Origin of the sequence: Psychroserpens sp. (assembly GCF_034670085.1) — a bacterium.
Lineage (GTDB): Bacteria > Bacteroidota > Bacteroidia > Flavobacteriales > Flavobacteriaceae > Psychroserpens.
Genome location: NZ_JAXMOD010000003.1, coordinates 67,865 through 87,805, shown reverse-complemented (window position 1 = coordinate 87,805; position 19,941 = coordinate 67,865). Strand labels below are relative to the sequence as shown.

General features: G+C 33.2%; 23 protein-coding genes. 14 read left to right on the top strand and 9 right to left on the bottom strand.

Annotated features, from left to right (window positions below; translation table 11 throughout):
* Positions 1-7: 7 nt before the first annotated feature.
* The 10 genes from secY to eno all read left to right on the top strand — a co-directional run bounded on the left by secY (position 8) and on the right by eno (position 7,555).
* The gene (secY, locus tag VOI25_RS06420) at positions 8-1,357 is read left to right on the top strand and encodes a preprotein translocase subunit SecY (protein ID WP_323788236.1); all 1,350 of its coding nucleotides are present in this window, start codon (positions 8-10) and stop codon (positions 1,355-1,357) included.
* Between the two features lie 7 nt (positions 1,358-1,364).
* Positions 1,365-1,580, top strand: a complete 216-nt coding sequence (gene infA, locus VOI25_RS06415; protein ID WP_026753784.1) for a translation initiation factor IF-1 — start codon at positions 1,365-1,367, stop codon at positions 1,578-1,580.
* Between the two features lie 4 nt (positions 1,581-1,584).
* Positions 1,585-1,701 (top strand): type B 50S ribosomal protein L36, encoded by a 117-nt coding sequence (ykgO, locus tag VOI25_RS06410; RefSeq protein WP_008269159.1) that lies wholly within the window; start codon positions 1,585-1,587, stop codon positions 1,699-1,701.
* Between the two features lie 2 nt (positions 1,702-1,703).
* Positions 1,704-2,078 (top strand): 30S ribosomal protein S13, encoded by a 375-nt coding sequence (rpsM, locus tag VOI25_RS06405; protein WP_323788235.1) that lies wholly within the window; start codon positions 1,704-1,706, stop codon positions 2,076-2,078.
* Positions 2,079-2,086: 8 nt separating this feature from the next.
* Positions 2,087-2,470, top strand: coding sequence for a 30S ribosomal protein S11 (gene rpsK, locus VOI25_RS06400; protein WP_120202429.1), 384 nt, complete (start codon positions 2,087-2,089; stop codon positions 2,468-2,470).
* Between the two features lie 212 nt (positions 2,471-2,682).
* The gene (rpsD, locus tag VOI25_RS06395; protein WP_323788234.1) at positions 2,683-3,288 is read left to right on the top strand and encodes a 30S ribosomal protein S4; all 606 of its coding nucleotides are present in this window, start codon (positions 2,683-2,685) and stop codon (positions 3,286-3,288) included.
* 94 nt (positions 3,289-3,382) lie between these two features.
* Complete coding sequence (locus tag VOI25_RS06390) at positions 3,383-4,375, top strand: DNA-directed RNA polymerase subunit alpha (protein WP_249994873.1); 993 nt, start codon at positions 3,383-3,385, stop codon at positions 4,373-4,375.
* Positions 4,376-4,446: 71 nt separating this feature from the next.
* Positions 4,447-4,917 carry a 50S ribosomal protein L17 gene (rplQ, locus tag VOI25_RS06385; protein ID WP_323788233.1) on the top strand — a complete coding sequence of 157 codons (471 nt, stop codon included), beginning with the start codon at positions 4,447-4,449 and terminating at the stop codon, positions 4,915-4,917.
* 86 nt (positions 4,918-5,003) lie between these two features.
* Positions 5,004-6,107: a glutamine-hydrolyzing carbamoyl-phosphate synthase small subunit gene (gene carA / locus VOI25_RS06380; protein WP_323788232.1), complete on the top strand. Its 1,104-nt coding sequence runs from the start codon at positions 5,004-5,006 to the stop codon at positions 6,105-6,107.
* Positions 6,108-6,262: 155 nt separating this feature from the next.
* Positions 6,263-7,555 carry a phosphopyruvate hydratase gene (eno, locus tag VOI25_RS06375; RefSeq protein ID WP_323788231.1) on the top strand — a complete coding sequence of 431 codons (1,293 nt, stop codon included), beginning with the start codon at positions 6,263-6,265 and terminating at the stop codon, positions 7,553-7,555.
* A gap of 68 nt (positions 7,556-7,623) precedes the next feature.
* On the opposite strand, the gene VOI25_RS06370 is transcribed toward eno, so the two are convergent.
* The gene (locus tag VOI25_RS06370) at positions 7,624-8,376 is read right to left on the bottom strand and encodes a DUF481 domain-containing protein (RefSeq protein ID WP_323788230.1); all 753 of its coding nucleotides are present in this window, start codon (positions 8,374-8,376) and stop codon (positions 7,624-7,626) included.
* A 214-nt stretch (positions 8,377-8,590) separates the two neighbouring features.
* On the opposite strand from VOI25_RS06370, the gene VOI25_RS06365 reads away from it, so the two are divergent.
* Positions 8,591-9,877, top strand: coding sequence for a citrate synthase (locus VOI25_RS06365; RefSeq protein WP_323788229.1), 1,287 nt, complete (start codon positions 8,591-8,593; stop codon positions 9,875-9,877).
* Between the two features lie 68 nt (positions 9,878-9,945).
* Positions 9,946-10,857 carry a dimethylarginine dimethylaminohydrolase family protein gene (locus VOI25_RS06360; protein ID WP_323788228.1) on the top strand — a complete coding sequence of 304 codons (912 nt, stop codon included), beginning with the start codon at positions 9,946-9,948 and terminating at the stop codon, positions 10,855-10,857.
* An 8-nt stretch (positions 10,858-10,865) separates the two neighbouring features.
* On the opposite strand, the gene VOI25_RS06355 is transcribed toward VOI25_RS06360, so the two are convergent.
* Positions 10,866-11,303, bottom strand: coding sequence for a DUF5675 family protein (locus VOI25_RS06355; RefSeq protein WP_323788227.1), 438 nt, complete (start codon positions 11,301-11,303; stop codon positions 10,866-10,868).
* A gap of 66 nt (positions 11,304-11,369) precedes the next feature.
* On the bottom strand, positions 11,370-12,143 hold the full coding sequence (locus VOI25_RS06350; protein ID WP_323788226.1) for a hypothetical protein: 774 nt from the start codon (positions 12,141-12,143) through the stop codon (positions 11,370-11,372).
* Positions 12,144-12,419: 276 nt separating this feature from the next.
* On the opposite strand from VOI25_RS06350, the gene VOI25_RS06345 reads away from it, so the two are divergent.
* A complete protein-coding gene (locus VOI25_RS06345) occupies positions 12,420-13,556 on the top strand; it encodes a tetratricopeptide repeat protein (protein ID WP_323788225.1) in 1,137 nt (378 codons plus the stop codon).
* 9 nt (positions 13,557-13,565) lie between these two features.
* Positions 13,566-15,248, top strand: coding sequence for a toll/interleukin-1 receptor domain-containing protein (locus tag VOI25_RS06340; protein WP_323788224.1), 1,683 nt, complete (start codon positions 13,566-13,568; stop codon positions 15,246-15,248).
* Positions 15,249-15,252: 4 nt separating this feature from the next.
* On the opposite strand, the gene VOI25_RS06335 is transcribed toward VOI25_RS06340, so the two are convergent.
* The 6 genes from VOI25_RS06335 to VOI25_RS06310 are packed head-to-tail and all read right to left on the bottom strand — an operon-like array spanning position 15,253 to position 19,850.
* Positions 15,253-16,329, bottom strand: coding sequence for an NADH:flavin oxidoreductase (locus tag VOI25_RS06335; protein ID WP_323788223.1), 1,077 nt, complete (start codon positions 16,327-16,329; stop codon positions 15,253-15,255).
* Between the two features lies 1 nt (position 16,330).
* Positions 16,331-17,491: a M28 family peptidase gene (locus VOI25_RS06330; protein WP_323788221.1), complete on the bottom strand. Its 1,161-nt coding sequence runs from the start codon at positions 17,489-17,491 to the stop codon at positions 16,331-16,333.
* 25 nt (positions 17,492-17,516) lie between these two features.
* Positions 17,517-17,783 carry an acyl-CoA-binding protein gene (locus tag VOI25_RS06325; protein WP_323788219.1) on the bottom strand — a complete coding sequence of 89 codons (267 nt, stop codon included), beginning with the start codon at positions 17,781-17,783 and terminating at the stop codon, positions 17,517-17,519.
* Entirely contained in the window at positions 17,780-18,433 is a 654-nt protein-coding gene (locus VOI25_RS06320; RefSeq protein WP_323788218.1) for a phosphatidylserine decarboxylase family protein, read from the bottom strand. Before VOI25_RS06320 ends, VOI25_RS06325 begins: the two co-directional genes overlap by 4 nt.
* A complete protein-coding gene (locus VOI25_RS06315) occupies positions 18,423-19,244 on the bottom strand; it encodes a phosphatidate cytidylyltransferase (RefSeq protein WP_323788217.1) in 822 nt (273 codons plus the stop codon). The genes VOI25_RS06320 and VOI25_RS06315 overlap by 11 nt, the downstream gene beginning before the upstream one ends.
* The gene (locus VOI25_RS06310) at positions 19,245-19,850 is read right to left on the bottom strand and encodes an LUD domain-containing protein (protein WP_323788216.1); all 606 of its coding nucleotides are present in this window, start codon (positions 19,848-19,850) and stop codon (positions 19,245-19,247) included.
* Between the last annotated feature and the right edge of the window lie 91 nt (positions 19,851-19,941).

The window sequence follows — 19,941 nt, the reverse complement described above, 5'->3', positions numbered from 1 at the left end:
TTAGAGTATGAAATTTATAGAAACATTAAAGAATGTTTGGAAAATAACCGAACTAAAAGACAGAATCATTCTAACGCTTGGTTTACTTTTAGTGTACCGTTTTGGTGCTCAGGTTGTACTTCCAGGTATCGATGCAAGTCAACTTAGCAATTTACAAGCTGGAGCAGGAGAAGGTATTCTTGGTTTATTAAACATGTTTACTGGTGGTGCTTTTGCTAATGCTTCTGTTTTTGCATTAGGTATTATGCCATATATTTCGGCTTCTATTGTAGTACAGTTGATGGGAATAGCAATTCCTTATCTTCAAAAGCTTCAAAAAGAAGGCGCAAGTGGTCAAAAGAAAATTACTCAGATTACTCGTTGGTTAACCATCGTTATCTGTTTATTTCAAGCACCAGGTTATTTGGCTAGTTTACCAACAGCATTTGGTATTCCTCAATCGGCATTCTTATTAGGAACAGGACCAACATTCTATATATCTTCAGTAATCATTTTAGTTACAGGATGTATATTTGCAATGTGGTTAGGTGAGAAGATTACAGATAAAGGTATTGGTAATGGTATTTCATTATTAATTATGGTTGGTATTATAGCAACCTTACCTGCGTCATTTATTCAAAATGCAGCCTCACGTTTAAGTGGAGGTGGTAATGGTGGATTAATGATGATCTTAATCGAATTAGTGATATGGTTTGTAATTATTATGGCATCTGTAATGTTAGTTATGGCTGTTCGTAAGATTGCAGTTCAGTACGCAAGAAGAACTGCTTCTGGTGGATACGAAAAAAACGTATTTGGGTCTAGACAGTTTTTACCATTAAAATTAAATGCATCAGGTGTAATGCCAATTATCTTTGCTCAAGCTATTATGTTCGTGCCTAGTTTAATTGGTAAATCAATTGATGATAGTGATGCTGGACAATGGATGATTGCACAATTCTCTGATATTTTCGGATTATGGTATAATGTTGTATTTGCATTATTAATTATCATATTCACATATTTCTATACGGCTATTACAGTTCCAACGAACAAAATGGCAGATGATTTAAAACGTAGTGGTGGTTTTATTCCAGGGATTAGACCAGGAACAGAAACTTCAGAATATTTAGACAAAATCATGTCACAAATTACTTTACCAGGTTCTATATTCTTAGCCTTAATAGCTGTGTTCCCAGCAATTATTGTAAAGCTTATGGATGTTCAAGCTGGTTGGGCATTATTCTTTGGTGGTACATCGCTATTAATTATGGTTGGAGTTGCAATAGATACAATGCAACAAGTAAATTCATATTTGTTGAATAAGCATTATGATGGCTTGATGAAAACTGGTAAAAACAGAAAAGCAGTAGCTTAATTATACTATGGCAAAACAAGCAGCAATAGAACAAGACGGATCAATCATTGAAGCATTGTCAAATGCAATGTTTCGTGTAGAACTTGAAAATGGTCACATTGTGACTGCACATATCTCTGGTAAGATGCGTATGCATTATATTAAATTATTACCAGGTGATAAAGTAAAATTAGAAATGAGTCCTTACGATTTAACTAAGGCTCGTATAACTTATAGATACTAATTCGATGAAAGTAAGAGCATCAGTAAAGAAAAGAAGTGCGGACTGTAAATTAGTTCGTAGAAAAGGTAGACTTTACGTCATTAACAAAAAGAATCCTAGATTCAAACAAAGACAAGGGTAATTATGGCAAGAATCGCAGGTGTAGACATACCAAAAAACAAAAGAGGAGTAATCTCTTTAACTTATATCTACGGAGTAGGTAGAAGTAGATCAAAAGAAATTTTAGCAACAGCTAAAGTAGACGAAAGCATCAAAGTAGATGACTGGACTGACGAGCAAATTGGAGCAATTCGTGACGCCGTTGGAACTTTTACTATTGAAGGTGAATTACGTTCTGAAACGCAAATAAACATCAAACGTTTGATGGATATTGGATGTTATAGAGGAATTCGTCATAGAGCTGGTTTACCTTTAAGAGGTCAACGAACTAAAAACAACTCTAGAACAAGAAAAGGTAGAAGAAAAACAGTTGCTAACAAGAAAAAAGCAACTAAATAATAAATAGTATGGCAAAGTCAAGTACTAAAAAACGTAAAGTAATAGTAGATGCTGTTGGAGAAGCGCACGTTGCAGCTTCATTTAATAACATCATTATCTCTTTAACAAACAAAAAAGGTGACGTTATTTCATGGTCATCTGCAGGTAAAATGGGATTCAGAGGTTCTAAAAAGAACACACCTTATGCTGCTCAATTAGCTGCAGAAGATGCTGCTGGAGTAGCAAAGGAAGCTGGTCTTAAAAAAGTAAAGGTATACGTTAAAGGTCCAGGTAACGGTAGAGAATCTGCTATCAGATCGATCCATAATGCAGGAATTGAAGTAACTGAAATCATTGATGTTACTCCATTACCACACAATGGATGTCGTCCTCCTAAACGTAGAAGAGTTTAATCTGAACACGTTTTAGATATTGCATAATTTTATTATGTAATCTCACAAAATTTAAAGTAAACTAATATTAATACATTCATGTATGATATTAGTTTATTTTGCATAAATTTGCAAACTGAAAAATTATAAACAAGTATCAACGAGAGATCAACGTTTATCGAAGGATAAGATTAAGACCTTAATTCATAAACACTCTCATAACAAATTTTAAAATGGCAAGATATACTGGTCCTAAAACTAAAATAGCCCGAAAATTCGGTGAAGCTATTTTTGGAGATGATAAAGCTTTCGAAAAAAGAAATTATCCTCCAGGTCAACACGGAAACGCAAGACGTCGTGGAAAAAAATCTGAATATGCAATCCAATTAATGGAGAAGCAAAAAGCTAAATATACATATGGTATATTAGAAAAGCAATTCAGAAACATGTTTAAAAAAGCAACTGCTGCACAAGGTATTACTGGTGAAGTATTATTACAATTATGTGAGTCTCGTTTAGATAACGTGGCTTTCAGAATGGGTTTATCTCCATCTCGTAGTGGTGCAAGACAATTAGTATCTCACAGACACATTACTGTAAATGGTGGAATCGTAAACATTCCTTCTTACCAATTAAAAGCAGGTGATGTCGTTGCTGTAAGAGAAAAATCGAAATCTTTAGAATCTATTCAAAATTCATTAACTAATTCTAGCAGTGTATATGAGTGGATTACTTGGAATAATGATACAAAACAAGGAACTTATGTTTCTGTTCCAGAACGTATCCAAATTCCAGAAAACATCAATGAGCAATTCATTGTTGAATTATACTCTAAATAATAATTAATCATATTGGAATTTAGCCAAAGGGTTTATTAGTCTTCTTCATACTTATAAACCGCGCAACTAAATAACAATCAAAAAGAAGAAAAATATGGCAATATTAAATTTTCAGAAACCAGACAAAGTAATCATGATTGATTCAACTGAGTTTGAAGGTAAGTTTGAATTTAGACCTTTAGAACCAGGATACGGATTAACAGTTGGTAATGCGCTTAGACGTGTATTATTATCTTCTTTAGAAGGGTTTGCAATTACTTCAATAAGAATTGAAGGTGTAGATCACGAATTTTCTACAATTGCAGGTGTGGTTGAAGATGTAACAGAAATGATTCTAAACTTAAAGCAAGTTAACTTTAAGCGTCAAATTGATGAAGTAGATAACGAATCTGTTTCAATTTCAATTTCTGGTCAAGATCAAATTACAGCTGGAGATTTCCAAAAGTTTATCTCAGGATTTCAAGTATTAAACAAAGACTTAGTCATTTGTAACTTAGATCCTAAAGTTAGCATCAATATGGAAATCACTATTGAAAAAGGAAGAGGTTATGTTCCTGCTGAAGAAAACAAAAAAGCGTCGGCGCCAATTGGAACAATCTTTACGGATTCAATATATACACCAATTAAGAATGTAAAATATAGCATTGAAAACTGGCGTGTTGAACAAAAAACCGATTTTGAAAAATTAGTTTTTGAAATTATTACTGATGGTTCAATCGCACCTAAGGATGCTTTAACTGAAGCTGCTAAAATATTAATTCACCACTTCATGTTATTCTCTGATGAGCGTATCACTCTTGAAGCTGATGAAATTGCACAAACTGAAACTTATGATGAAGAATCACTTCACATGAGACAACTATTGAAAACTAAATTAGTTGATATGGATCTTTCTGTACGTGCATTAAACTGTTTAAAAGCTGCAGAAGTAGATACTCTAGGAGACTTAGTATCTTTCAATAAAAATGACTTAATGAAGTTCCGTAACTTTGGTAAGAAATCTTTAACTGAGCTTGAAGAGCTGGTAAATGTTAAAGGGCTTAACTTCGGAATGGATTTAGCAAAATACAAATTAGATAAAGATTAATTTTAAATTATAATAATCATATTTTGCTCCTCATAATTTGAGTTTGGAAGCAAGATGATAAATTGAAAGTCATGAGACACGGAAAGAAATTTAACCATTTAGGAAGACAAACTGCTCATAGAAAAGCAATGTTAGCTAATATGGCATGTTCGTTAATCGAACACAAACGTATCAACACAACTGTTGCTAAAGCGAAAGCTTTAAAACAATTTGTTGAGCCAATGATAACAAAGTCAAAATCTGATACAACTCACAATAGACGTATCGTAATGGCTAAGCTTAGGCAAAAAGATGTTGTTGCTGAATTGTTTAGAGATGTAGCTCCTAAAATTGGAGATCGTCCAGGTGGTTATACAAGAATCATCAAATTAGGAAACAGACTTGGTGATAATGCTGATATGGCAATGATAGAATTAGTTGATTACAACGAAATCTATAATGCTGGTAAGAAAGAAAAGAAAACGACTAGAAGAAGTAGAAGAGGCGGTTCAAAATCTGAAGCGACTCCAGTTCCACCAGTAGCAACTAACGAAGAAGAATAAATGTTAATAAGCATTTAATATATAAAGGATAATCTGTTTTAGATTATCCTTTTTTTTATGCAATTTTGTAAAACTTTTCTATTAAAATGATATACTTAAAACGTAAAAAAGCCTTAATCTTACTTGCAGATGGAACGATTTTTCATGGGAAATCTATAGGTAAAGAAGGTACAGCCTTTGGTGAAGTTTGTTTCAATACTGGTACAACAGGATACCAAGAAATTTTTACTGATCCTTCATATTTCGGACAACTTATGGTGACGACCAATGCACATATTGGTAACTACGGAACCAAAGCTGATGAAATAGAATCAGATTCTATTAAAATTGCTGGATTAATTTGTAAAAACTTTAGCTTTAATTATTCGCGTCCGTCTGGAGATAAGTCTTTAGAAGAATTTCTTAATGATAATAATCTTTTAGCAATTTCTGATGTGGATACTCGTGCACTTGTTGGTCACATAAGAGATCATGGCGCTATGAATGCTGTAATTTCTACAGATGTTGATAATGTTGAAGGATTGAAAAAGCAACTTGCTGCTGTGCCAAGCATGGAAGGTTTAGAACTGGCTTCGCAGGTCTCAACTAAAGAACCTTATTATTATGGCGATGAAAATGCTACGCTTAAAATTGCGGCATTAGATATCGGAATAAAAAAGAACATTCTGCGTAATCTAGCAAAACGAGATGCATATATTAAAGTGTTTCCACATAATTCTAAATTTGAAGATTTAGAAGGATTCAAACCTGATGGTTATTTTATTTCAAATGGTCCTGGAGATCCACAACCTTTAGTTGAAGCTCAAACAGTGGCAAAAGAAATCATCAAAAGAGATTTGCCATTATTCGGAATTTGTTTAGGGCATCAAGTCATTGCATTGGCTAACGGAATTTCTACCTACAAGATGCACAATGGTCATAGGGGTATTAATCATCCTGTAAAGAATTTGGTAACGACCAAAGGAGAAATCACATCTCAAAATCATGGTTTCGCAATTAATAGAGAAGAAACTGAAGCACATCCTGATATCGAAATTACGCATGTGCATTTAAATGATCATACAGTAGCAGGTATTAAACTGAAAAACAAAAACTGCTTCTCGGTACAATATCATCCAGAAGCAAGTCCTGGACCAAACGACTCAACCTATTTGTTTGATGAGTTTATTCAGAATATCAAAAATAATTAATAACAAAAAAGCAACGATTTTAAAGATTCGTTGCTTTTTTAATTTTACGAAAACATTATAGTTGAGATATAATGTAATTCTGATTAGTCGAATCAGTTTTAGGTCAACTATTTCGTAAATTTGTAAAACATTCTAAACATAAAAATCAAAAGAATATGAGCATTATAATTAATATTCATGCAAGACAAATTTTAGATTCAAGAGGAAATCCAACAGTTGAAGTTGATGTGATTACTGAAAACGGAGTGATGGGAAGAGCGGCAGTACCTTCTGGAGCTTCTACTGGAGAACATGAAGCTGTTGAACTTCGCGATGGAGGTGATGCATATATGGGAAAAGGAGTTTTAAAAGCGGTTCATAATGTAAATTCAATTATCTCTCAAGAATTATTAGGAGAATCTGTATTTGATCAAAATAGAATCGATCAGTTAATGATAGATTTAGACGGAACTCCGAACAAATCTAAACTAGGCGCTAACGCTATTTTAGGTGTGTCTTTAGCTGCTGCAAAAGCAGCTGCTAACGAATTAGGAATGCCATTATATAGATATGTTGGAGGCGTTTCAGCAAATACACTACCAGTGCCAATGATGAATATTATCAATGGTGGTTCTCATAGTGATGCACCAATTGCATTTCAAGAATTTATGGTAATGCCTGTAAAAGCGAAAAATTTTACGCACGCCATGCAAATGGGAACTGAGATTTTTCATAACCTTAAAAAAGTATTACACGATAGAGGTTTAAGTACGGCTGTTGGTGATGAAGGTGGATTTGCACCTAACCTAGAAGGTGGTACTGAAGATGCTTTAGAAACGATTGCTAAAGCAGTTTCAAATGCAGGTTACAAATTAGGTGATGATGTAATGATTGCTTTAGATTGTGCTGCCGCAGAATTCTATAAAGACGGAAAATACGATTATACCATTTTTGAAGGTGATTCAGGTGTGGTTAGAACAAGTAAAGAACAAGCAGATTATTTATCTGAATTAGCGTCAAAGTATCCAATTCTATCCATAGAAGATGGAATGGATGAAAACGATTGGGATGGTTGGAAATATCTTACAGAGCAAATTGGAGATAAAGTACAGTTGGTTGGTGATGATTTATTCGTGACTAATGTAGAGCGTTTATCTCGAGGTATTGAAAATGGAATCGCAAATTCTATTTTAATTAAAGTGAATCAGATTGGTACCTTAACTGAAACCATTTCTGCTGTAAATATGGCACATAATGCTGGTTATACGTCTGTAATGTCTCATCGATCTGGTGAAACTGAAGATAATACGATTGCAGATTTAGCTGTGGCTTTAAACACTGGTCAGATTAAAACAGGTTCTGCGTCGCGTAGTGATCGTATGGCAAAATACAATCAGTTATTGCGTATTGAAGAAGAATTACAAGAAGTCGCTTACTTTCCGCAAATGAATGCGTTTAAAGTGAAATAAGACTTATTACATAGAAAAGATTAAAACCTATTCGTTGATTCGGGTAGGTTTTTTATTTTTAGGAACATCTAAAAACTATACAACAACCCATTTGTCAATTCATATTGCGTTTTTGGGATTGATGTAGTCACAGGAAACGCATCAAAGAAATAATCAAAAGACGTTTTAAAAGCCAAGTCATCTAGAATCTTAATTAATACAGACGTATTGCTTGCAAGTCTATGATCTTTAAGTCTATTAAGTTTGGGCTGAAAGTAACTGGTGCTAATAATACTTAGTGATTCTGTAGGGTATAAGCTAAACGACAGGTACATACTTCCTCTAAAATCTTGCTGAAGCCTATCTGATACTACATCTGAAGCTTTTTCATGTTCGTACATCACCAAAGTACCCAAATAAAATTTATAGTCATCGTTTTCACTTAGTTTGAAACGTGGACCAGTTCCTAATAAAAATCTCAAGTCAATATCTGAAACCGCATCGTATTGTGCTTGGGTAAACGCTTCCCATTTTATTCGTGGTGTGAGTCTTCGGTTATATCTTAAATGTTGAGTGCCTCTATTAACTAAAGCATTATTTTCAATTTTTTGAAGGTTGATATCATTAACAAACAACCATATATTGCTGGAGTCTTTATATTGAACATGTGCTTTATTTGATATTCTGAAAATATCACTCCTATTTTTTATCAACGAAACATCTAAACTTACAGAGCCAGTCCATTTGGTTGAATCTGTAGATTTTCTTAACGTCTCTACATTTATAACTTGAGCTTGAGCTACAGAAGTTATTAAGAACAGAACAAATAAAAGTCGTAACATGTAATTAGTATTTAGTTGTAAAAATACCATTTAAGTTTAAAAAATCAATGTGGCTTTTTGTAAAATGCTGTGGATAATGCATCAATTAAGACTTGGTTTAAAGTATCTATTTTATGAATATCATAATTGTTAAAACCATTATAAATTGACTTCATAAATCCTTAGATATTTCGTAAATTTACAGGACTTAAAAAAATATATAAAACATCAACAAATGTCAGATAAAGCTACCTTAGAAATTAATGGTGAAAAGTATGAATTACCTATTGTTATAGGTTCAGAAAATGAAGTTGCTATAGATATAAAAACCTTAAGAGGAGATACAGGAGGCGTAATTACAATTGATCCTGGCTATAAAAACACAGGTAGTTGCGAAAGTGCAATTACGTTTTTAGATGGTGAAAAAGGAATCTTAAGATATAGAGGTTACTCAATTGAAGAGTTAGCAGAAAAAGCTGATTTCTTAGAAGTAGCATATTTGTTAATCTTTGGTGAGTTACCAACTCAAGAGGAACTAAATCAATTTCATTCAGATATTAAAAAGCACGCAGTAGTTGATGATGATATCAAAAAAATATTAGATGCATTCCCGAAATCAGCACATCCAATGGGAGTTTTAGCATCCTTAACTAGTGCATTAACCGCTTTTAATCCTACATCAGTTAATGTAGATTCTGAAGAAGAAATGTACAATGCAATTGTTAGAATCTTAGGTAAGTTTCCAATTCTTGTGGCTTGGACTATGCGTAAAAAACATGGTATGCCTTTAGATTATGGGAGTTCATCTTTAGGATATGTTGAGAACATTTTACAAATGATGTTTAAGCGTCCTGATGAAGACTACACACAAAATCCAATTTTAGTGAATGCTTTAGACAAATTATTAATTCTTCATGCAGATCATGAGCAAAACTGTTCAACATCTACAGTAAGAATAACAGGGTCGTCTCATGCTGGATTATTTGTGTCATTATCTGCAGGAATCTCAGCACTTTGGGGACCATTGCATGGTGGAGCAAATCAAGCGGTTTTAGAAATGCTTGAAGCAATTAAAGAAGATGGTGGAGATACTAAAAAATATATGGCGAAAGCTAAAGATAAAAAGGATCCTTTCCGTTTAATGGGCTTCGGACATAGAGTGTACAAAAACTTTGATCCAAGAGCAAAAATAATTAAAGTGGCTGCAGATGAAGTATTAGGAGATTTAGGTGTTGAAGATCCTATTCTTGATATCGCTAAAGGTTTAGAAAAAGAGGCTTTAGAGGATCAATATTTTGTTGACAGAAAATTATATCCTAACGTCGATTTCTATTCAGGAATCATTTATAGAGGTATGGGAATTCCAACAGAAATGTTTACAGTGATGTTTGCTTTAGGTCGTTTACCAGGTTGGATTTCTCAATGGAGAGAAATGCGTATGCGTAAAGAGCCAATTGGTCGTCCACGTCAATTATATACTGGTGAAACATACAGACCATTTAAAGACATATCAAAAAGATAAACCAATTTAATTAAAGGTTTAATAAAGCTTCATAAGTAATTATGGAGCTTTTTTTATATTTGTAATATATGAAACTACACATACAAAACGAAACATCGCGCCTACGAGCTGTAATTCTTGGCACTGCTGAAAGTAATGGTCCAACACCTACTATCGAAGAAGCTTACGATCCAAAATCTGTACAACATATCAAAGCAGGAACCTATCCTAAGGAAGCAGATATGATTAAAGAGATGGAAGCGGTTGCTGATGTTTTGAAAAAGTATGATGTAGAGGTGTACAGACCAGAAATCATTAAAGATTATAATCAGATTTTTGCTAGAGATATTGCTTTTGTAATTGACGATAAAATTGTGAAAGCAAACGTTTTACCAGATAGAGATCGTGAGATAGATGCCATCGAGCACGTTTGGAGTAAAATTCCTAAAGAGAATCGTCTAAGATTACCTGAAGAATGTCATATAGAAGGTGGAGACGTGATGCCTTGGAATGATTATATTTTTATTGGTACTTATTCTGGTGAAGATTATGCCGACTATATTACTGCACGAACTAATATGGATGCCGTAATTGCTATACAAGAGTTGTTTCCTCATAAAACTGTGAAGTCGTTTGAGTTGCGCAAATCTAATACAGATCCCAAAGAAAACGCTTTACATTTAGATTGTTGTTTTCAACCCATTGGTAAAGACAAAGCCATTTTACATAAAAATGGATTTTTAGTCGAAAGCGAATACAATTGGTTGTTGGATTTCTTCGGAAAAGAAAACGTTTTTGAAATCACTAAAGATGAAATGTATAGCATGTATAGCAATATCTTTTCGATCTCTGAGGATGTCATCATTTCTGAACGTAACTTTACTAGATTAAATACATGGCTTCGCGAAAACGGATTTACTGTTGAAGAAGTTCCTTATGCGGAAATTGCTAAGCAAGAAGGATTACTGCGTTGTAGTACGATGCCTTTGATTAGGGATTAGTTAAAGCTTTAGGATTTACCAACAATTCTAATGGTAGATTTTTTTTCTGGTTTCATTATTTCATGAAATCGTCTTAACGTTTCTTTACTATTTCTTACATCTGGAATTTCGTCTGAATTAATATGTGTATGCATATCTCCAACAGCAATGCATCCTTGAATTTGTGTGTAATAATTTGCTACATGGATTTTAGCTTCAGATCGTCCAGGAACACCTTTAAGTTCCCAAAGGTATCTATTAAATTTAGCAGACTTTTCAAATACAATGTTGTAGAAACCAGTGGGTACACATGATACGTTATTATTGTTATTCTTCCATTCGAGCTCTAAAGTTTTGCATTCAAAAATCATTTTACTTCCTCCAAACGCGTTATCTTCAAATACCATTAAATGCCCAAGTATTTCTTGACCTAAATAGTTGTTTCTGTATAAGACTATTTTTTTCATTTGAATATAAGTTTAGTTAGAAGTTTTAAATTGCACCTTTAATTGTTCTGTTGTTAGTAGCTGGTTTTATTCAGGAGCTGATGACATCGCTAAAAATTCGGGATCGTCTTTAAATATAGCTTCACCCTTAATCAACCATGCAAATCCGAAGCTTTCAACCGCCAAGGTTTCCATCCAAAAAGTCAATTGATTACCGTTGTATATATCTTCCGGTATAACTCCCGTGAAACCTAAAAGGATAATTATTAAAGATATGACGATTAGAATCGCACAAACTCTAAAGATTTTATTTCTAATCTTCTTTTTTTGACCTCGTTGGTTAGGTGCTTTATTAGATTTGGTAAATAAAAAGTAAGACATATATGCTAATAGTAATAAAAAAATGGCTGCAGATACTAAGTGAAAACCTTCTCTAAATCCTGCACTTGCACTTCCTTTTATATAAGTTACAGAATAGGTAGTTAAAGTATCGCAACACTCAGCGCTTAAATTCCCTGTAGGAAAGAAAACTACAAAAAGCGCGCATATTCCAGCAATAGTAGAAATGTAAAAATCCTTAGGTTCTTTACCACTATAGACTATTAAAAAAATGGCAATCACACTTAAAATAACAGTAAAAACAGATCCAGCTCTTGTATAGTAATAATGGCTGATAGATTCAATAGGTCTTGATAAATCAAAAAATAAAAAAGTGATTATGATAAGGATAAATGGTAAAGCCATACCTAAAACACCAATAAGTTTTCGTAAAGTTTTACTGTTTTGTAACCAGATATCGTCTTCTTTACGATAATCTAGGTTAATCATATTGTTGATTTTATCAGAAAGTTGGTTCTGCATACGATTGGTTTTAATTGTAATGATGCTTTTCAAAATTCGATAAAAAATTTAAGGATGTCAATACGTAGAACTACGTATAGAAACTGGTTTTATGCAATAACTGAACTCTACAAGAAAAACTCAGGGTTAACTTTCAATTTGTTAGTTCTAATGTTCTAATTCATAAGATTTGCACTAATAAAAATTTATTATCTTTATATTTGTTAGTCTCCACTGTACCATATTAAATTCAAAAGTGAATTTATATTTTTCAAATACACAATTAAAATTCTTATTATGATAACCAACCAATCAACTATAAGGACAAAAATAATTAAACCATTTGTGAGCATTTTGTTTTATCTATTCATTGCTGGTTTTTGTTCATTGAATGCACAAAGTTCTAGTGTTATAACAAATATTAGATTCAACAATGCTAATGCTACTAAGGTTACTTTAACAGTTAACGGAAAGAGTTATGCTGCTCAAATAGGATCTACCCTTAATTCAGGGACAAAATTAATAATTCCATCAAATACAGTTGTATTACTTAAATCTCCAAATGGAGTGCAAGTTTGTATGGCTAAGAGTAAGCCTATGGAATATAGTGTTGAATTTAAAGGTGGAGTAGAAAAACATATAGTTAAAGGAAAAGGAGCTACAATTCAAAGCAAGGTAAATAGAGGTGTTGGACCGAATTATCGTGTTACAAATGGACGTGGAACCACCACAGCAAGCCGCACGACCGAATTTACCTTCACTGATCAATCTGAAGGTAAAAATAACAAGGCATCTGTGATTACAACTGAAGGAAGTGTTAATATTATTGATCAGGTTCCTGTGTATGTAGGAGGTAATCCACTTACAACTAAAAAGCGTGGTACTGCGCTTACAAAATCAATCTCAATCTCTCAATCACAAGGGGAATCTGAATATTTTGCAAATGATACTCCTGCAGAATATGATAATTATTCTGATGCTATACAAGATGTATATAGTGACATTAGTGATCGTAATGATCCAGACGATCAAGCGAATAATTACCTTTGTTTAGGAGAATTGTATATTGATACTGATCAACCACAAGAAGCGATTGGTCCTTTTAGACAAGCCGCATCTATTTATAACGAGTATTATGGTTATGACGATATGAGTACAATTGAAGCAAATTTGTCATTAGCTGAAGCGCTTAAAGCTGTTGATTCATACAATTCTGAAGGAGATTCCATTTTATATAATATTGAAGTCTTATTACGAGAATATTTGTCTTTCGATATGGAAGATTTGCAGTACACTAATGATCCCGAAGAACGCGAACTTATTTGTGAAGATGTCACTGAAATTAATGAGTTTTTGGGATGGTTATATGATATTAAAGGGGACATTACTAACAGTGACTACTTCTATAATCAAGCAGATAATGGTTGCTATTAATCCATATCTATGCTTACATTAAAACGCCTTGCCATATACTTAGTTACATTTGTAGTCACAGCAATTCTATTATTGAGTGTAGGTAATTGGAAGCAAATAGATACCTACCTGACTGCGTTTTCTAATAAAACTATCGATAATCAACCTATTGTAAATGATGATATCGTATTTGTTGATTTAGCTCCCGATATGTTGGGTGAAAGCACATGTGCTATAATTCAAAAAAAACGACAAAAAGTTGTGGATATGCTTGATGCATTTGCTAAAGAAGCTGAAGTTAGTAAAGGTCCAAAAGCAGTGGTATTAGATCTTTGGTTTAGTCGTGATAGTACACAACGGAAAAACCTCATTAGAGCAATTCAAAACTTACGGGAATTAAAAACTCCAGTTTATGCTGCTTATAATATTAACGCATCTAATGAAAATAACGTAGAAATTGACAGTATTGGGTTTGATAACTTAGAAGCAAATCACGATGTTGATATTTATAATGCCTTATCCTATACCTCTGACTCCATACATTTAGGGAGTGGTCGTTATCACGCCTATTCTTTTCCTATAACCAATGTGGCTTTTTATGAATTTGACTATTGGTTTAAATCTGAATTTTCTGAACTTATTGGAGATGAAAACCCGTATGTATTAATTGAATCTTTAGCCTTAAAGGTAGTGACAGATTTAGAAAAATCTAAGACCAGATCACATGAAAAGAAAAGAAGAGGTTCTATTATTCCTATGGCGACTTTAGATGAAATTATGTCTAGTTCCTATATGTTTTTTCCAGATAGTACGCTTACTTTAAATAGCTTTTTATCTGCTAAAGAAGGAAATGTTATAGACATAGATCATAAAATTGTTGTTGTTGGAGACCCTCAAAACGATGTTGTCGATTTAGGCTCTATCGCAATTCCAGGTCCTTACATCCTTACTTGGGCGATTAGTGACCTACTGGATTATAATATAAGACTAAACCTACCAATAGAAAGCACTGCGCTTATTATAGGTCAAATGCTATTTTTTGCTTTGTTTGTTGTAATGATTTATGCGTTACTTTTTAAATATGTAAAATCACTTCAAACAAAACCTATACTCATTGCCATTATTTCCTTTTTACTAAGCTTGCTTTTTTTGTATGTTTATTACAAAGTGATTTTATCCTTTAATGCTGTTATTCCTGTTGGACAAACATTGGCAACCATGTTGGTTACAGCTGTACTTTCCTGGCATTTTGCTTATAAATTTTTAACGACTGGAGTAGCTGAAGGCTCAGAAAAATATGATGTATTTATTAGCTATTCTCATGGCAATAGTGAGTGGGTTAAAAAGAATGTGTATGAACCTCTTAAAGCGTTCAGAACACCAAAAGGAAACAAATTAAAAATATTTTTTGATGTAAAGAGCATTGGTATTGGAGAACCATTTACGTCAAAATATATGTGGGGAATTGTAGATTCTAAAGTTTTTATTCCTATAATTTCTGAAGAATACTACGGAAAGAACCATTGTAAAAACGAAATGGATCTGGCTTACAAACGATCTGTTGAGAAGCTTTTAGATATCAAGCCTATTGCTTTTTCGTATCAATGTGTTCCAGATATTTATACGCATATCAATTTTGTTGATATCAACGTGAACAAAGACTTTATTAAGGCTATTGAAGAAAGTCTTAACAGCCATAAAGGAATTGCTTAGCTTATTAAGCTACAAAATCTGGCCATCGCTTCATATACTTTACAAATGTATCGCTTAGACCTTCGTTGTGCAAGTAGTCTTCTGAAACTGGAGTTGGCGTTGGTTCAAAATTTGGGTTAGCCATTACTTGTTTAGGGAAATCATGATGCAAAATACCAGAACGACCAATAGATACAAAATCTACTCTGGCGTCTAGGATCTTTTGTACATCGTATCCGGAATTAATCTTCCCAGCTACAGTGAGTTTAATATTCTTGAAGTCTAAACTTGTAAAATGCTCTAATAAACTTTGGTTTTGGTGATCAAGTTCTTCTGGCATTTTAAAGCAGTCCCAAAGTGAGATGTCTAAGAAGTCTATTTGACCTTCGTCAATAAATCGTTGGCATATCGTTTTTACTTCTTTTAGTTGCATTCCAAATCGTTCAGGAGACAAACGTACGCCTAATAGAAATTTTGGACCACAAGCCTGTCTGATACCATTTGTAATTTCAAAAAGCAATCGAGCTCTATTCTTTAGACTTCCACCATAATTATCAGATCGTGAGTTGATGTCTGAACTTAAAAACTGAGTTAAAATATAACCATGAGCACCATGAACTTCAACACCATCATAACCACTTTGTTGTGCTCGTATTGCGGCATCTATAAAATCAGTTTTGAGTTGCTGAACTTCTGCAATTGATAAGCCACGAGCATTGTATTTCTTCATATCAGATACAGAAACCGGTTGTCCATTAATGATATCTTGTGGCGAACGCATTCCGGCATGATGTAATTGAATGACAGCTAAACTGCCATGAGTTTTAATGCCTGCAGCAAGTCGTTTGTGACCTTCAATATGCTTATCAGAGAAAATACCTAATTGTCCAGGAAAACCTTTGCCAATGGCTTGTACATGTGAAGCACAAGTCATTGTGAGTCCGAAGCCACCTTTGGCTCTCATTGTTAGCCATTGAAATTCGTCGTCGGATAAAGTACCATCTTCATGACTTTGGCAATTGGTCATTGGTGCCAACATGAAACGGTTTGGCATCTTTGCACCACAGGAAAATGTTAGAGAATTATCAGCTTTTTCAGACATCTTATTCTACGATAAGTCGTTTAATAAAACGTTTGTTATCTAGTTTAAACACTGCGAAGTATTGTGAAGCTGATAGATTGTCTATTGAGATTGTTTGTGTTTGCTCAGTAAACGTGTTTTCATAGACATTTTTGCCTAGCATATCTATCAATTTAAAATCGACAGCTTGCTCTAAAGGTCTAGTAAAACTTATAGTTAAAAAGCTATCTGATGGGTTTGGTGAAATCTGAATTGCGTTATTAAAATCGGCTTCTTCTTCAGTACTCAATGTTTCATAAGCAACAGCAAACTCTAAAGCAACTCCAAGAGAACCTTTAGTTACTTGATATAAATATGGCACATCCATATTAACTAACAAGTCATTTGCAGTATGTGCATAAGGCGTTTCATTCTTTTCGTATAAACCTGTTATGATTTCACCATTATTTTCAAAAGGGACATAATCTGAAGCGTAAGCATAAGAGATTTCAGTGTGCAAAGTTGAATACAATTCAATAAGTGTTGCTAAATCATTTGTAAATTGATTAGAAGCTGCATTGTTTGATGCTGGCATAGATTGATCACGTTCGCAAACAATAGTATCGTTATTGGTTCCAGCAAGACCACCAACTTCATCAATATTAAAAACCAATCTGATGTCTAGATTTTGCGGAATTACAGTATTGTTTACATAGTAGTTGCTTCCGATTAAGCCATCTTCTTCACCAGAAAAATGAATGAATTTGATCGAATATTCGGTGTCTACATCTTTAAGTAAACGTGCCAATTCCATTATTAAAACTGTACCTGATCCATTATCATTTGTTCCTGCTCCATTAATTGTATCATAATGACCATCAATAATTAAATAGGTGTTTGAATATACCGTTCCTGTTTTTGTAATAATAATGTTATTACTTGTTCCTGCCGAATAGGTAAACGGTTGCAATACAATATCAGTATAACCGAGACTTTGGTAACGTGATGTTATCCAATTTTCAGCATTAGTAAGACGAGTAGAACCTACATTTTTAATTCCGAAACTTTCAAACGTCGTCAAATCATTTAAAATATTGGCTTGTGATGTGTTTTCGACAATAGAGGAATAAAAGGAATTAAACGTTTGTGCATTTATTGAAAGTACAGCAAAAGCTAATAAACAAGATAAAATAATTTTTTTCATGTGTTTTGGATTGGGGAAATGATTTTTATTCTCTGTATAGGAAGTAATTATTGACTAAATCGATATAGACTTGTTTGGCTTCATCTTCACTAACATCTTTAACTTGAAATAATGCATTAGTTTTAAAGGCATTAATTATTGGTTTGCTACTACTTGGTCTACCGTAATTATTAGTAGCTTTTTTGTAGTAGGCATAAAGGCGTAAAAGAAAATCTGCAGGAAAAGGTTCTGTATGTGCATTAATTCGCGCAACAGATTCTTGAAATGTGATATCTAATTCCTCTGATTTCATATCTTTTCGGCAATAATACTTTCGCCGCCTTTTACTTTTTGATTAAGTTCTACTTTAATAGTAGCATCTAAAGGTAAAAATAAATCTACTCGACTTCCAAATTTAATAAATCCAGAATCACCGCCTTGCACAGCTTGATCATCAACTTTAGCATAATTGACAATACGTTTTGCTAAGGCACCAGCTACTTGTCTATATAAAATTCGTCCAAAATTTTTATTATCCACTACAACTGTAGTACGTTCGTTTTCCTCACTAGCTTTGGGGTGCCAAGCAACCAAATATTTTCCTGGATGATATTTACTATAACTGACTTTTCCGCTAATAGGATAGCGTGTTACATGCACATTAATTGGTGACATAAATACTGATACCTGAATGCGTTTATCGTTAAAGACTTCTTTTTCGAAAACTTCTTCAATAACAACTACTTTTCCGTCAACTGGAGAAACAGCAGTATGATCTTCTAATTTGGTAAGTCGTTTTGGATTTCTAAAAAATTGAAGAATTAATATTAAGACCACGAGCATGCTAATCATAAGTAGCAATTTCAACCATGGTAAATCAACAAAACGATCTATCAAAAGTACAGATGCAGTAACAAGGGCAAGCGTAATAGTAATAATTTTATAACCTTCTTTATGAAACATATGATACAAGTCTTAAAAATAAAAATATAAATGGTGCAGCAAAGATAATACTATCTAAACGATCTAGTAATCCGCCATGACCAGGCATAATTACGCCACTGTCTTTTACGTTTGCTTGCCGCTTAAATTTGGATTCTATCAAATCACCTATAGTGCCAAATACACTAATAATAATTGCTAATATAAGCCAAATCGTAAAGCTACGGGTTTCTGTATATTCAGCAATAAAATAACTTGCAATACACGAAAAGAATAAACCACCAAGAAAGCCTTCGACTGTTTTTTTAGGCGATACACTAGGAAATAATTTTTGTTTGCCAAAGTTTTTGCCAACCAGAAAAGCAAACGTATCGTTGACCCATACTAGGATGAAAGACCCTAATAGTAGAAGCGGAGTAAAGGTTTGTTCAAAATTGGCAATCGAAATTAAAAACACAAATCCACTAGATAAATAAAAGGTTGTGATGATAAACCGTTTCGATTCAAATAAAGGTATGGACTTTTCTGAAAATAAATCTTTAATCAAAATGAGGAGCACAAAAATGGTAATTACCAATAGAATTTGAGAGGCTTCCTCATAACCTTTAACGGTATTTGATATAGTTTTCCAATAGGCAAATCCTAAGTATAATACTATGAAAACTGCATAAGGAAAATAACTTTTGAGATTGATGAGTTTTTTAAATTCTGCCATGCATATAAGTCCGAAAACAAAAAAGAGTCCGATAAGCGCATGTTGCCAATAAAGAGAAGCAATTAGAAGTGAAACATATAATAGTCCAGAGAGCGCTCTTGTAAGGATTTCTTTCATCTATAAATCTTCTAGGAGCAGCAAATATAGGTTTTTTGAGCTACTTCCATACGTAAGAAAGTCTTTGTCTTCAATCGTTTTAAAGTGTTTAATCGTAGTAATATTGGTTGGAATCTTGTCTTTGTTTTTTCCTTTAATACCTCTTAAACCTTCACCAATATTTTGAACAAACTGACTCGTTGTCGCATAAATTATAAAATTTGCTGGGAGTTCTTTTAGTTTCTTTTCCGCAATTTGATTTGAAGAAATTAATAGAGATCCATCATCTGAAATTAGGTATTCGCAAGTAGATAGAAAGTAAGTACATTCTGATACTTTTTTAGAGGTATTAAAATTATAATCTTTAAACATCTCTTCAAGACGTTCGTCTATAACCAAAACCTTTTCGTCTTCCCACTTATTTTCCTTTAGAATATTGTTGAGGCTATTATTGACCTCCTGCATGTCTTCACAATACAAAAACTTGCCACCATTAGCTTTAAAATTGATTGTAAATTGCTCATCAATAGGTAGCTTTACTTCAGGCATATACTTGCCTCTCTCTTCGCTTTTTATGTGGTCTTCGGGAGTGTCTTTTAAACCGAAGATTTTACGAAATAGACTCATTTAAGGAATTGTGCTATTAACCTAGTTATACTATAGTAAGTATCAAATATAAAAAAACTTAAATTAATGATAAGTTAATTTAAGTTTTTTA

Excerpts from the sequence above, each read along its gene's own strand:
- secY (WP_323788236.1), top strand. The coding sequence starts at position 8 with ATGAAATTTATAGAAACATTAAAGAATGTTTGGAAAATAACCGAACTA.
- infA (WP_026753784.1), top strand. The coding sequence starts at position 1,365 with ATGGCAAAACAAGCAGCAATAGAACAAGACGGATCAATCATTGAAGCA.
- ykgO (WP_008269159.1), top strand. The coding sequence starts at position 1,585 with ATGAAAGTAAGAGCATCAGTAAAGAAAAGAAGTGCGGACTGTAAATTA.
- rpsM (WP_323788235.1), top strand. The coding sequence starts at position 1,704 with ATGGCAAGAATCGCAGGTGTAGACATACCAAAAAACAAAAGAGGAGTA.
- rpsK (WP_120202429.1), top strand. The coding sequence starts at position 2,087 with ATGGCAAAGTCAAGTACTAAAAAACGTAAAGTAATAGTAGATGCTGTT.
- rpsD (WP_323788234.1), top strand. The coding sequence starts at position 2,683 with ATGGCAAGATATACTGGTCCTAAAACTAAAATAGCCCGAAAATTCGGT.
- VOI25_RS06390 (WP_249994873.1), top strand. The coding sequence starts at position 3,383 with ATGGCAATATTAAATTTTCAGAAACCAGACAAAGTAATCATGATTGAT.
- rplQ (WP_323788233.1), top strand. The coding sequence starts at position 4,447 with ATGAGACACGGAAAGAAATTTAACCATTTAGGAAGACAAACTGCTCAT.
- carA (WP_323788232.1), top strand. The coding sequence starts at position 5,004 with ATGATATACTTAAAACGTAAAAAAGCCTTAATCTTACTTGCAGATGGA.
- eno (WP_323788231.1), top strand. The coding sequence starts at position 6,263 with ATGAGCATTATAATTAATATTCATGCAAGACAAATTTTAGATTCAAGA.
- VOI25_RS06370 (WP_323788230.1), bottom strand. The coding sequence starts at position 8,376 with ATGTTACGACTTTTATTTGTTCTGTTCTTAATAACTTCTGTAGCTCAA.
- VOI25_RS06365 (WP_323788229.1), top strand. The coding sequence starts at position 8,591 with ATGTCAGATAAAGCTACCTTAGAAATTAATGGTGAAAAGTATGAATTA.
- VOI25_RS06360 (WP_323788228.1), top strand. The coding sequence starts at position 9,946 with ATGAAACTACACATACAAAACGAAACATCGCGCCTACGAGCTGTAATT.
- VOI25_RS06355 (WP_323788227.1), bottom strand. The coding sequence starts at position 11,303 with ATGAAAAAAATAGTCTTATACAGAAACAACTATTTAGGTCAAGAAATA.
- VOI25_RS06350 (WP_323788226.1), bottom strand. The coding sequence starts at position 12,143 with ATGCAGAACCAACTTTCTGATAAAATCAACAATATGATTAACCTAGAT.
- VOI25_RS06345 (WP_323788225.1), top strand. The coding sequence starts at position 12,420 with ATGATAACCAACCAATCAACTATAAGGACAAAAATAATTAAACCATTT.
- VOI25_RS06340 (WP_323788224.1), top strand. The coding sequence starts at position 13,566 with ATGCTTACATTAAAACGCCTTGCCATATACTTAGTTACATTTGTAGTC.
- VOI25_RS06335 (WP_323788223.1), bottom strand. The coding sequence starts at position 16,329 with ATGTCTGAAAAAGCTGATAATTCTCTAACATTTTCCTGTGGTGCAAAG.
- VOI25_RS06330 (WP_323788221.1), bottom strand. The coding sequence starts at position 17,491 with ATGAAAAAAATTATTTTATCTTGTTTATTAGCTTTTGCTGTACTTTCA.
- VOI25_RS06325 (WP_323788219.1), bottom strand. The coding sequence starts at position 17,783 with ATGAAATCAGAGGAATTAGATATCACATTTCAAGAATCTGTTGCGCGA.
- VOI25_RS06320 (WP_323788218.1), bottom strand. The coding sequence starts at position 18,433 with ATGTTTCATAAAGAAGGTTATAAAATTATTACTATTACGCTTGCCCTT.
- VOI25_RS06315 (WP_323788217.1), bottom strand. The coding sequence starts at position 19,244 with ATGAAAGAAATCCTTACAAGAGCGCTCTCTGGACTATTATATGTTTCA.
- VOI25_RS06310 (WP_323788216.1), bottom strand. The coding sequence starts at position 19,850 with ATGAGTCTATTTCGTAAAATCTTCGGTTTAAAAGACACTCCCGAAGAC.